This window comes from Bradyrhizobium sp. Arg237L (assembly GCF_029990105.1).
GTDB lineage: Bacteria > Pseudomonadota > Alphaproteobacteria > Rhizobiales > Xanthobacteraceae > Bradyrhizobium.
This window is the reverse complement of record NZ_JAQMIL010000052.1, coordinates 38,353-50,217: the sequence shown is the minus strand read 5'-3', so window position 1 is coordinate 50,217 and position 11,865 is coordinate 38,353. Positions and strand designations below refer to the sequence as shown.

The following is an 11,865-nucleotide window of genomic DNA, read 5'->3' as shown; positions in this document are numbered from 1 at the left end:
CGCGCCAAACAGAGAACATGAGGCCGATTGGAGCGTCAGCGTCTCGATAAATGGCTGTGGCATGCGCGGGTGGTGAAGGCGCGCACCAGCGCCGCCGCGCTGGTCGAGGCCGGCCATGTCCGCATCAACGGCGTGCGCGAGAGCGCGCCCGGGCACGCGGTCAAACCGGGCGACGTGTTGACCATCGCGCTCGATCGCAGCGTGCGCGTGCTGAAGGTGATCGGCTTCTCCGAGCGGCGGGGCGACGCCACCGCCGCACGGGTGCTGTATGAGGATTTGCAGAGCCGCGCCGAGTGATTATCTCGGGGAGGCGATCAGTTGCCTGAAAACACGGCGCCGAACCGGCTTGCTTATCTTGCAGCAGCGGTTCTCCTGCGCTACGCAATTTTTGAAACGCAACCCTGAAAGAATGAATCCGCTTTCGGAGTCTTTGGTTCGGAGTCCTGGATGACCTACGTCGTCACTGAAAACTGCATCAAGTGCAAATATACTGATTGCGTCGAGGTCTGCCCCGTCGATTGTTTCTACGAGGGTGAGAACATGCTGGTCATCCATCCTGAGGAATGCATCGATTGCGGCGTCTGCGAACCGGAATGCCCGGCGGATGCGATCAAGCCGGATACCGAGCCGGGCCTGGAGAAGTGGCTCGAGGTCAACAGCGAATACGCCAAGAGCTGGCCCAACATCACCCAGAAGAAGGACTCGCCCCCGGACGCCAAGGAGTTCGACGGGCAGGAGGGCAAGTTCGAGAAATATTTCTCTGCGAACCCCGGAAGTGGCGACTGATTCGCGCGCTGCCCTGCCGGATCGATACCGTATTCAGGCGGGGAATCGCGCCATCGTTTAACCCTAATGACAGCGTTATGACCGCTAGTGCCTGCAAGCGGCGGGATTCGGCCCTAAATCATTGATTTTTGCGGAAAATGTGCTATATTAGGCACATTGCCAGAGCCGAACCCGGCCATCCCCGATCCTTGGCCCCGTTCGTTTCCGCAAAAACATCGAACAGGGGCGTGGCAGTTTCCGCGCGCAGGCTGTGTCACAGAAAACGCGTAAAAAGAGTGCTTCCAAATCGTCAAAGAAAGCCGCTGCAGTTGCCCGCAGCGCAGTCAAAGGTCGTGCCAGGGCGTCCGTGAAGGAGGCCCGTAAGGCTGCGGCTACAAAGTCCTCGAAGAACAAAAGAAGCGTGATGCCAGAAAAGACTGCCAAAACTGCCGCGAAAGCGACAGCTCCCAAGACCATTGCTTCGAAAGTCGCCGCCAAGACCGCCCCTAAGGCCGCAGCGCCTGCGCCAAAGGCCGCCGTCAAGCCGGCCGCGAAGCCGGTTGCGGCCCCGCGCGTCGAGGAGCCGAAGAAGGTTGTGACCCAGCGCCAGGGCTTCAAGGCCAACGAATTCGTGGTCTATCCGGCCCATGGCGTCGGCCAGATCCTCGCGATCGAGGAGCAGGAGATCGCGGGCGCCAAGCTGGAACTTTTCGTCATCAGCTTCATGAAGGACAAGATGACGCTTCGCGTGCCCACCGCGAAGGTCGCCAATGTCGGCATGCGCAAATTGTCCGACCCGGCGCTCGTCAAGAAGGCGCTGGAGACGCTGAAAGGCCGTGCCCGCGTCAAGCGCACGATGTGGTCGCGCCGGGCGCAGGAATACGAAGCCAAGATCAATTCGGGCGATATCGTCGCGATCGCGGAAGTGGTGCGCGATCTCTATCGTTCGGAATCGCAGCCCGAGCAGTCCTACTCTGAACGCCAGCTCTATGAAGCGGCGCTCGACCGGCTGTCGCGCGAGATCGCGGTGGTGCAGCACTCGACCGAGACCGAAGCGATCAAGGAGATCGAGAGCCAGCTCGCCAAGAGTCCGCGCCGCGGCGCGGCCAAGGCTGAAGAAGCCGGCGCTGAGGGAGACGGTGAAGGCGATGCCGACGATCTCGACGGCGACAGCGACGACGCGACCGTCGCCGATGAGGCGGCATAAGCAGCCAGCAAAGATTTGCAGCGAAAAGCCCGGCCAAGCGGCCGGGCTTTTTGTTTGAGTGTCGCGAATTGAGGCCGAGGGGCCTACATCCAACTTCGCCTTGGAGCCCGCCCAGTTGCGGGTCCAATCACCTGTACCTTGTCAGGCGGCCGGTCGCTGTGCGGCGGCCGGAAGAACATTCTGATTTAGCCTGAACAGGTTGCCGGGATCGTACTGCGCCTTAAGCGCCGCGAGACGAGCGTAGTTCGGGCCGTAGGCGCCGGACACGCGATCGCTCTCATCCTCCGGCATGAAGTTGACATAGACGCCGCCGGTTGCGTGCGGCGCAGTCTCAGCAAACAGCTTGCGCGCCCAGGTAATCGAGCGTTGCTCGTCGCCGGGGTCACGCCACCGCGTATGGACGTTCATGACAAATCTGGCGTCGCGGTGGGGGAACGCCGTCGCGTCGACAGCCACGCGGCTGGTGGCGCCGCCGAGCTGACCAATGAAAATCTCGCACTCTCCGGTCGGCAGGCTCTTCGTATGGCTTACGAGCGTGTCGAGGAGGCCGTCGCCGAGCTCGGCGAAATTGTGCGACTTCCAGTAATTGTAGGCTCCCGGCGTGAGCAACGGGTCGAACGCGCTCTGCCAGCTCGCGAAGGGCTGCATGCCGATCACGTCGGCAACCGGCTCCCCAAGCGCGCGTAACGGTTCCAGGGCGCGGTTACCCTCGTCCTCGCCACCCGTGTAGCAGACGGCGAACGCGACGATCTCCTTGCCGTGCATCTCGGCAGGCAAGAATGGCAGCGGTGGCGCCTGTCGGAGCACCACCCAGATCGTGAGCTCGTCCGACGCCTTGGCGGCGACGTCGCGGTAGCCCGCAAGGAGCTCGTTCGCCCGTGCAAAGGGATGGATGATGAGTCCAGCCAACACCATTGGGCCGACCGGATGCAGGCGAAACTCGAACGAGCTCACCGCGCCGAAATTGGCACCGCCTCCGCGCAGCGCCCAGAGCAGGTTAGCGTCCTCGGCCTCGCTCGCCCGCACGAGTCCGCCGTCGGCCGTCACCACGTCGGCCGAGATGAGGTTATCAGCGGCAAGCCCCAACTTGCGGCTGAGCCAGCCGAAGCCGCCGCCCAGCGTTAATCCCGCAACGCCAGTCGTCGAGTTGATGCCGAGGGGGGTGGCAAGGCCAAAAGCCTGCGCCTCCTTGTCGAATTCGCCAAGCGTTGCGCCTGGCTCTACACGCGCAGTGCGGTTAAGCGGATCGATCCGGACCGAACGCATCAGCGAAAGATCGATCAGCAGCCCGCCTTCACAAACGGCATTGCCTGCGATGTTGTGACCGCCGCCACGCACGGCGAGCAAGAGTCCGTGGTCGCGCGCAAACCGCACGGCGCGCATGATGTCTGCAGCTCCTTTGCAGCGTACGACTGCGCCCGGGTGGCGGTCGATCATCGCATTCCAGATCGTGCGTGCCTCCTCGTAGCCCGGCTCGTTGGGCAGGCAGACATCGCCCCGTAATGTTTGCCGAAAGGCATCTATCGCATCGCTTGCAAACGCAATCGCCCCGCCCTGCAGCGAGGCCAGCCGGATCTCCGTCATGGCATCTCCTCCGTAACTAGCGGTGACTGTTTTTCGGGCCAGCATTTTCTGGCCGAGATCAATAAAGAGGCGGGCGCCGCTGATAGCTGTCATTCACAGCCGAGGTAGCGCAGAAACGTCTTTTGCTGTCCGTTCGACACAGCGAACGGAGAATTTCCGCCTGGACGTTAGTCCAACCCGGTCAAGGAATGGTTCAACGACGGAATGCTTCGCGAGATGTGGCGGGGCTTTTTAGCGCGGAGGCAAGCTGCACAGGCGCAACGAATGGCAGTCGCTTGGCATCAACCGGCTTGATGGTGCTCCTCTTCTCTATCGATAACGCGGTCAGCTTTTTCCCGAGGTCTACGCGCGCGTTCTGCGACAGGGATGCCGAAGTGATCTTGAAGATGCCGCAGAAACACGGCGGCGATGGCACAAACCGCATAGTCCGACGTGTCAGAATATCTGCCACTTCTTCCCGAAACAAAAACCGAGTGTTGCTGTTCTGGCACAAGTTTCGCGGGTGAAATCATCTATGCTCGCGGGTGGAATTGGAATGCAGACACAACCGTCGCAACAAGTCCATCGGCCGTCCGATCCTTAAGCGACGCCGAAGAGGGGGAACGATATGAAGAAGTTTTTGCTGGGCACTGTAGGTTTGATTGCACTCGGCGCGACCGCTCCGGCGCTGGCCGCTGATATGGCGGTCAAGGCGCCACCGGCTCCGCTTCCGGTGATTTACAGCTGGAGCGGCTTCTACGTCGGCGCCAATGGCGGCTGGGCCCAGAGCCGCAATTGCTGGAATTTTATCGACGCTTTCGGTGACGTGTTCAGTGACGGGTGTCGCGAGCGGTCCGGCGGCGTGGTCGGCGGGCAGATCGGGTATCGGTGGCAGTTTGGCGGCGGCTGGGTGGCCGGCGTAGAGGCCCAAGGGGATTGGGCCGATCTCCGGAACACGCGCGCCAGCCTCATCGATCCGTTTTTCTCGACGCGCGTGAAAACCGACGGCATCGGCCTTTTCACCGGCCAGATCGGCTATGCCTGGAACACATCACTGCTGTACTTCAAGGGCGGCGCGGCGGTGACGAGCAACCGCTTCAGCGTACTCGACACGCTTACCGCCTTTGAATTTGCCTCGTTCAGTTCGACCCGCTGGGGTGGTAGCGTGGGTGTCGGATATGAGTACGGCTTCGCACCGAACTGGTCGGTCGGTGTCGAGTACGACCACCTTTTCATGGGCAATGCGAACAATTCGTTCTCGGTGGTCAATCCCATCGTTGCCGGCGCGGTCAATCGGATCAGCCAGGACGTGGACATGGTCACGGTGCGCGTGAACTACCACTTCAACTGGGGCGGTTATGCCCCCCCGGTTGCTGCCCGTTACTGATGGACTGTTAATCTCCAGCAAACTTTAAGCCCCGGGCATTTCCCGGGGCTTTTTGTTGAGCCGGCCCGCTGTTTGCCCCGCGCCGGCGACGACAAAAATCTTGATCTATATCAATTGCATCCCCGCCTCGCGCACAAAGCTATTGGAAGGAAGACGGCCTCGGCGCCGGTCCGTCGGCTCATTGCCTTGTGACGGCTTGGCTGTCGAGGTTCGCGCAGGGGGGAGACGCGGGTTCTGCCGATGAGAATAGGCATGGACGCAATCAAGCTGCCGATCTGGCTGCGCATTGCTGTGGTCGCCGGGCTGCTTGCTCTGGCCGCGGGTGCAAGTCTGTTCGCGTACCGCTGGTATGTCCGGCCGGTGACACTCTCGATCGCGGTCGGGTCTTTGGATGGCGAGGCGCCAAGAGTTGTATCCGCGCTCGCGAGCCGGCTCACTGAGGTGAACGCGCCGGTCCGGCTCAAGGTTGTCGAAACCACTGGCGCACTCGAATCCGCCAGCGAGTTCGCCTCGGGCAAGACTGACCTCGCGGTGGTCCGCGGCGACGTCGGCGACCTGTCGCAGGCGCAAGCAATCGTTGTCCTGGCTCAAGCGGTGGCGTTGCTGGTCGCACCACCGGGATCGTCGATTACCGACATGACCGGCCTGAAGCGCGTCACTGTGGGGGTGGTTGGAGGCGAGACCAATCAGAAGATCGTCAGCGTGCTGACCAAGGAATACGCCCTCGATCGCGCCAATGTCGTGTTCAAGAACCTTGCGCCGGCGGACACGCGCCGGGCGGTCGATAGCAAGGAGGTGCGCGCCGTCCTGTTCGTGATACCCGTGACCGAGAAGTATTTGTCGCTGGTGCGAGGGCTCTTCACCCAGAGCGGGAAAGCCGCTCCGGGTCTGATCCCGATCGACGCTGCGGGAGCAATTGCCGAGAAGGAACGCGCGTACGAGAGCTTCGACATCCCCAAGGGTACGTTGCGGGGCTCCCCTCCGATTCCGGCAGATGATGTCACGACGCTGAAGGTTTCGTTCTACCTGGTTGCCAAGAAGTCGCTTGATAACGACCTGATTGCTGAATTCACGCAAGCCTTTACGAACGCGCGAAGAGACCTGTCGGGCGAACTGCCGATCCTGGCGCAGATGAAGGCACCTGACACCGATCCCGGCGCCTATCTTCCGGTTCATCCAGGCGCTGCAGAGTTCTACAACGGCACCCAGCAAAGCTTCCTGGACAAGTGGAGCAACGCGATTTTTCTGACTCCAATGGCACTGGGCGCGCTTGCCTCAATCCTGGCGGCGGCCTGGAAATTTCTCCGATCAGGCGAACTCAAGACCAAGGAAGCGGCGCTGGATTCGCTTTATGTGTTGGGACAAAGGATCCGAAAGGCTGAAACGGAATCGGAGCTGTTCGAGATTGAAAATCAAATCGACGAGGTCCTGCGTGCGCAGCGTGCCAGAGCGGGAACGGACGACGAAAGCGCGCTTGATGCGGCTACGCTCAATGTCGCCGCCCATCGTCTGGAGAACCTCATCCATGATCGCAAGGCGGCGCTGGCTGCAGAAAGCCCAGAGCCCAGGTTGAAAACCAGGCCGTGAGGGTTTTGGCAACCGGGTCTGAGTTCGTCGCCATGGATTGCATTGGCGACGGTGCGTGTCTTCAGCTCCTCATGAAGCCTTCGCACTCGGCTTCCGCCCATGCGAGGGTCTTCTCCATCGCTTCACCTTGCGAGTAGCGTAGGCACATCTTGGTCAGCGTCGCCTGCGAGTAGATTTGCTGCGCGACTTTGGGCGGTGCTGGCGAGGCCGCAATTGACAGCTTTTGATGGTTATAGGGATTTGGATAATGATAGAGCGTGCCCTTCGGCGGCTCCGCTTCCGCCCAAACCTCCAGCGTCGTGAGGTTCGCGTAGGCCGGCAGGTCATAGCCGCCGCTGGCGACCACCAGCCTCTCAATCGATGACGGCTGCGAAAGATGCACCAGCAAGCTCTTGGCGGCCGCCTTGTTCTTCGAGAATTGCCAGATGGTCCAGAAGAAAGGCACGTAAGGCGCGAAGCGGCCCCTTGGGCCGGACGGAAAGCCGTGGGTCCAGCATTGCTTGGCAACTTGCGGAGCGTCGCGCTTGGCGACCGCCCAGGCGCTCGGCGGGTTCATGATCAGCGCGCCCCTGCCGGAAATCAGCCATTTGTTGTTGGAGGCGTCGTCCCACGCCGCGACGTCTGATGGCAGGAAGGCGATCAGCTTCTTGTAGAAATCGAGGGCCTGCCGAACGGCGTCCGTCTTGACAGTAAGGTTGCCCTTGGCGTCGACGAGTTCTGCGCCGAACGACTGGAAGACGGCCCCGGCGGTATCGGTACTGTCCGCGGTCTCGCCGAGACCGATGCCGAAGGGGAAGCCGCCCTTCTGGCAGGCCTCGGCAGCCTTGAGGAATGTATCCATGGTCCAGTTGTCCGCTTTCGGCGGGCTGCCGGCCGGATACATTTCCTGCACGTCGATATCGGCGTATTTCTTCATCAGGTCGATACGCGAGCAGGGCCCCTTGATCTGGCTGCCGACGCAAGACGGAACGCCGAGCCACTTGCCGTTGGCCTGGCTGAGATATTCTACTGTGTAGTTGACCGCGCCGTTCTGCTTGACGATCGGCGCCATGATGTCGTTGACGGGCTCGAGGAGTTCGGCATTCGCATGCGGCAGCCAAGTCGTCATAACCAGGATATCGTGGCCGGATCTGGCTTGCGCTTCGGCGGAGACGGTCAGGAGGATCTTGTTGCCCTGGCTCGTGATGTAGTCGATCTGAGCCTCGACCTTTTCCTTCGCAGCCCATTCATTGACGAGATCGGTCAAGGTCTTGTTAGCGCCCGGCACCCAGTGGTCCCAGAAACCCATCGATAGTTTGCCGGCGGCGTAAGCGCCGCGCACATATGGTGCAGTGATGAGCGCTGCGGACGACATGGCAGTCGCACTTACAAATTGTCGTCGCGAAAGCTTTCGTGACATTGTTCCCTCCATGCTGGCCAATTGGTGTTTGTTTTTTTGCGCTTCGTCGCAATGCGCGGAAAAGCGAGCGCGCAAGCCTATGGTGACTTGCTTCGCGTGAGATTGAACAGAATTGATTGATCAAAACACTGCATCGCTAAACGACCCGCGGCAGCAGCGCATTATCGTGAATTCAATGCCTAAAGTTGTATTGGAGCAAGCTGTATAATCCGACAGCCACTCTGTCCCAACGTTTCTTTCCGTCATCGGATCGCTTCAAAACCAAGAAGCGAAAGACTTACAGCTCCGATTGGGCTGCGCCGCGTTCTGTCTGGTCGCGATGGAGGAACGGTCGCTCGCCGGCCAGTCGAGATAACGGGGAACCTTGCCATGGCGGCTGCGCCCGGGCGACTATTGTGCCGGGGTCAAGCCATGCCTTTCCAGGACCTGTCCCTGTTGGCCCCGGATCAGATCAGAGGCCTTCTCGGCTATCATGAGAACACATGCATTTATGTGCCCAGATACGATTGTTGGCATGACTGACGCGTCGACGATCCGAAGCGAGGTCGCGCCAAGGACGGAAAGCTGGCTGTCCACGACGCGACCGATTCCGCAGGTGCCGCACGGATGGTTTGCGGTGATCGCCGTGCTTCGAATCCACTGTTCAACGTCGCCGTCCGATTGGACGCGCGAAGGTCCGGCTGATTTTCCCGCCAGTGCGGCAACCGCCGGATGAGCGGCCAATTCGAGACCGATTTTTGCTCCGCGCAGCAACGTCGCGAGGTCGTCCGGGTGCTGGAGGAATCCATTGCGGATCCTCGGTGCATCAAGCGGGTTGGTCGATCGCAACGCGACCTCGCCGCGACTTTTTGGATGCAGCAATGTTGGACGGATCGCAAAGCCGTCTTCAAAAGCCGGACGAATCCCTGGGAACCAGACGTAGGGCTGAGCGGCCGTCCCCCGAAACATGAATTCGATGTCCGGCGCCTCGAGCGAAGGATCGGTCTTGACGAACCCGAAGAGATACCTGGGAAGCATTGTCCCAGGTCCGGTCCCAAATAGATAAGCTCGGACCAGGGCTAGCGAAATTCGGTCAAGGCGCATCGTCCTGTGGAAGGCACCCGGCGTGGGGCGGCTCCAGTTGAACCATGCAGCAAGGTGATCTTGCAAATTCTGGCCTACCGGCAGATCGATAAGCGTTTCGATCCCAAGAGAGGCGAGATGCTTCGTCGGCCCGATACCCGACAACATGAGCAAATGTGGCGTGTGATACGCGCCCGCACACAGTATGACCTCTCGATCCGCCATCACGTAGGCGCTTCGCCCACCGCTGACGTACCGCACTCCCACCGCTCGGGTACCCTCAAAAACGATTTGAGTCGCTTGCGCTCTGGTATGAAGTACCAGATTTGCGCGCTTCAGCGCGGATCGAAGGTAGGCTGAGGCTGTCGTCTCTCGACGGCCTTTCCATGTGGTATTTTGGATTATCCCGAACCCCTCGTGCGTTTCTCCATTGAAGTCGTTCGTGAATGTGAAGCCGAGGTCGCGCGCAGCGGCGAGCCAGGCGTCGAACAGCGGATCGCTTGAGCGCGAGAACTCGACGTGTATCGGCCCCGATCCGCCGCGCAAGACGCTTCCTCCTTCCTGCCACGTTTCACAACGTTTGAAGTAAGGGAGAACATCGCTGTAGGACCATCCTTGGGCGCCCGCGCGAGCCCAGCCGTCATAGTCGGCACGATCGCCGCGCGTGAATGCCATCACGTTGATCGAGTGAGATCCGCCCAACACTTTCCCGCGCTTTGCGGGAATCACGCGGCCATTGAGCCCGGCATCAGGCTCGGCCATCAGGCCCCAATCGTAGATCCCATACTCATGAAGCTTTCCTAGTCCGATCGGAATGCGGACCAGCGGATTTCGGTCGTATCCACCTGCCTCGAGCAAGAGAACAGTTGAATTAGCATCCTCGGAGAGACGGCTCGCCAATACACAGCCCGCGGAGCCTGCTCCAACAACGATATAATCGTACGATCGTCGTTTCAATTTTTCGACCCTCCAGAGCGCGATGCTCGCACAAAGCAATGCAATGGCCCTGTCGTCAGAAGTAATCGATCATCAAGACTCAACAAGCCAGATGCCGTAGCGTTGAATGCGACGTCCTATGTGAATCGTCATTCGGATCGATTTCCACTTTGCAGGTTACGTTTCAGATGTAACGGAGCTTGGTTCCGGACGCCGAAACGGAAAGCTCCTCGGACAAGCCGTCCATAAGAGGAACGACCGCTCGCCGGTCAGTCGAGATGACGAAATGGAGGAAACTACCGGCGCATAACGAGCGCTGATCAATGGAGCTCGATGCGGACGCCTTTGGCGCCGTTGAGCAGCCGCCTCAAATGATAGCTGGCGAGCGGATCGTCGGCATGCGTCCCGACCAGTGCGGCGAAAGCCGGCATGGCCGCGGCGTCGCCCGACTCGAGCTTGGCAAAGGCGATCGCATATTGCGTTGTGGCTGGCGCATCGAATTCCGCCGCCGGTAAAGGTTCGTGGGCGCGCAACGGCTCGCTGCGTCCGCGCAGGACAAGATCGCCAACGGGGCGTCCCTTGAAGTCCTGTGCCGCGCTTGCGACCGCGCCACTGACGCAGATCCGCGTGCCCAGCGCCTTGTTCGCGGATTCCAGCCTGGCGGCGGTGTTGATCGTGTCGCCGTAGGCCGTGTAATCGAAGAAGCGGTCGCCGCCGAAATTGCCGACCAGCGCAGGGCCGGCGTGCACGCCGATCCGCGTGGCACCGAAATTCACGCCTCTCCCTTTCCAACGCCCGCGAAACGCCTCCGCCCATTCGTCGAGCGCCTGTGCGCAGGCGATCGCGCGGGTCGCGTAGTCGGGCTGGTCGCCGGGCGCATTGAACAGCACCTGGATTGCATCACCGATCACCTTCGCCACCGTTCCCTCATGCGCGAAGACGACATCCGTCAGGCCGCCGACATATTCGTTGAGCATTTCCGCCAGCACCTCGGGTACGGCCGTCTCGACGAGCGAGGTAAAGCCCGTGATATCGGTGAAGATCACGGCGATCTCGCGCCAGCGCACCTCCATGTCGTTGCCGGCGTCCCCGGCGGCAAGGCGCTTGGCGATCTCGGGCGAGAAGTAACGCGACAGCGAAGCGTGGGCGCGCTCCGCTTCCATCTGACGGCGACGTGCCTCGCGCAGGATCTCGATGTGACGCATCGTCTTCTGGATCGTCGTTTCCAGGTCGACGAAATCGATGGGCTTGGTCAGGAAGTCGAATGCTCCGCGATTCATCGCGGTGCGTATGTTGCTCATGTCGCCATAGGCCGAGACGATGATGGTCGACTTCTTGTCCTCTGCCTCCTGCAGTCTCGCCAGCAGCGACAGGCCATCCATGCGCGGCATGGCGATGTCGGAAACCACAAGATCGACATGGGGATGCTGCTCGATCGACTGAAGGGCTTCAAGGCCGTCACGCGCGAAGACGAAGCTCACCAGTCCGTCGCGGATCTGCCGGCGGAATTTCTGGAGCACGAGCGCCTCCAGATCCGGCTCGTCGTCGACTACGAGGATGGTGGCGGTCATGCGGATTGTTCCAGCCTCGCGTCGATCTCCTGGCGGACCTCACCGAAGTCGATCGGCTTGGTCAACAGGCCCTCCGCGCCTCGCTCCAGCGCCCTCTTGCGCGTCGCGGCGTCTCCGTAGGCCGTGATCATGACCACGGGAACGTCAGGCCGCCGGGCGCGGACCTCCGGCAGCATCTCCAGCCCGTTCATCCCGGGCATATTGATGTCGGAGAAAATCAGAATCAGCGAGTGCTCGCCGACGTCGGTGATGCGTCTCAGGGCTTCCGACGCCGACCCCGCGAAATCCATCACAAACCGCTGGGCGCGAAGATCACGGCGAAATTGCTGGCGGAACAAGGCCTCCACATCGGGCTCGTCATCCACCACCAGAACCATCACACTCACGG

Annotated in this window: 10 protein-coding genes; 5 read left to right on the top strand and 5 right to left on the bottom strand. The window is 60.9% G+C overall.

Annotated features, from left to right (window positions below; all coding sequences use genetic code 11):
- The first annotated feature begins 27 nt into the window (after positions 1-27).
- The 3 genes from OZ411_RS28020 (at position 28) to OZ411_RS28010 (ending at position 1,972) form a co-directional block, all read left to right on the top strand.
- Positions 28-297: an RNA-binding S4 domain-containing protein gene (locus OZ411_RS28020; RefSeq protein ID WP_282530545.1), complete on the top strand. Its 270-nt coding sequence runs from the start codon at positions 28-30 to the stop codon at positions 295-297.
- A gap of 150 nt (positions 298-447) precedes the next feature.
- Positions 448-786: a ferredoxin FdxA gene (gene fdxA, locus OZ411_RS28015; RefSeq protein ID WP_130584213.1), complete on the top strand. Its 339-nt coding sequence runs from the start codon at positions 448-450 to the stop codon at positions 784-786.
- Between the two features lie 250 nt (positions 787-1,036).
- The gene (locus tag OZ411_RS28010; RefSeq protein ID WP_282530544.1) at positions 1,037-1,972 is read left to right on the top strand and encodes a CarD family transcriptional regulator; all 936 of its coding nucleotides are present in this window, start codon (positions 1,037-1,039) and stop codon (positions 1,970-1,972) included.
- Between the two features lie 141 nt (positions 1,973-2,113).
- Here OZ411_RS28010 and OZ411_RS28005 read toward each other — a convergent pair whose 3' ends face one another.
- On the bottom strand, positions 2,114-3,556 hold the full coding sequence (locus OZ411_RS28005; protein ID WP_282530543.1) for an FAD-binding oxidoreductase: 1,443 nt from the start codon (positions 3,554-3,556) through the stop codon (positions 2,114-2,116).
- A gap of 607 nt (positions 3,557-4,163) precedes the next feature.
- Between OZ411_RS28005 and OZ411_RS28000 the strand changes: the two genes are divergently transcribed.
- Together OZ411_RS28000 and OZ411_RS27995 are read left to right on the top strand one after the other, a co-directional pair.
- Positions 4,164-4,922 carry an autotransporter outer membrane beta-barrel domain-containing protein gene (locus OZ411_RS28000; protein ID WP_282530542.1) on the top strand — a complete coding sequence of 253 codons (759 nt, stop codon included), beginning with the start codon at positions 4,164-4,166 and terminating at the stop codon, positions 4,920-4,922.
- 252 nt (positions 4,923-5,174) lie between these two features.
- Complete coding sequence (locus OZ411_RS27995) at positions 5,175-6,509, top strand: TAXI family TRAP transporter solute-binding subunit (RefSeq protein WP_282530541.1); 1,335 nt, start codon at positions 5,175-5,177, stop codon at positions 6,507-6,509.
- Between the two features lie 61 nt (positions 6,510-6,570).
- On the opposite strand, the gene OZ411_RS27990 is transcribed toward OZ411_RS27995, so the two are convergent.
- The 4 genes from OZ411_RS27990 to OZ411_RS27975 form a co-directional block, all read right to left on the bottom strand.
- Positions 6,571-7,908, bottom strand: a complete 1,338-nt coding sequence (locus tag OZ411_RS27990; protein ID WP_282530540.1) for an extracellular solute-binding protein — start codon at positions 7,906-7,908, stop codon at positions 6,571-6,573.
- A 390-nt stretch (positions 7,909-8,298) separates the two neighbouring features.
- Entirely contained in the window at positions 8,299-9,927 is a 1,629-nt protein-coding gene (locus OZ411_RS27985) for a GMC family oxidoreductase N-terminal domain-containing protein (RefSeq protein WP_282530539.1), read from the bottom strand.
- Between the two features lie 299 nt (positions 9,928-10,226).
- Positions 10,227-11,477 (bottom strand): adenylate/guanylate cyclase domain-containing protein, encoded by a 1,251-nt coding sequence (locus OZ411_RS27980; protein WP_282530538.1) that lies wholly within the window; start codon positions 11,475-11,477, stop codon positions 10,227-10,229.
- Positions 11,474-11,863 carry a response regulator gene (locus OZ411_RS27975; RefSeq protein ID WP_130579234.1) on the bottom strand — a complete coding sequence of 130 codons (390 nt, stop codon included), beginning with the start codon at positions 11,861-11,863 and terminating at the stop codon, positions 11,474-11,476. Before OZ411_RS27975 ends, OZ411_RS27980 begins: the two co-directional genes overlap by 4 nt.
- Positions 11,864-11,865: the final 2 nt, after the last annotated feature.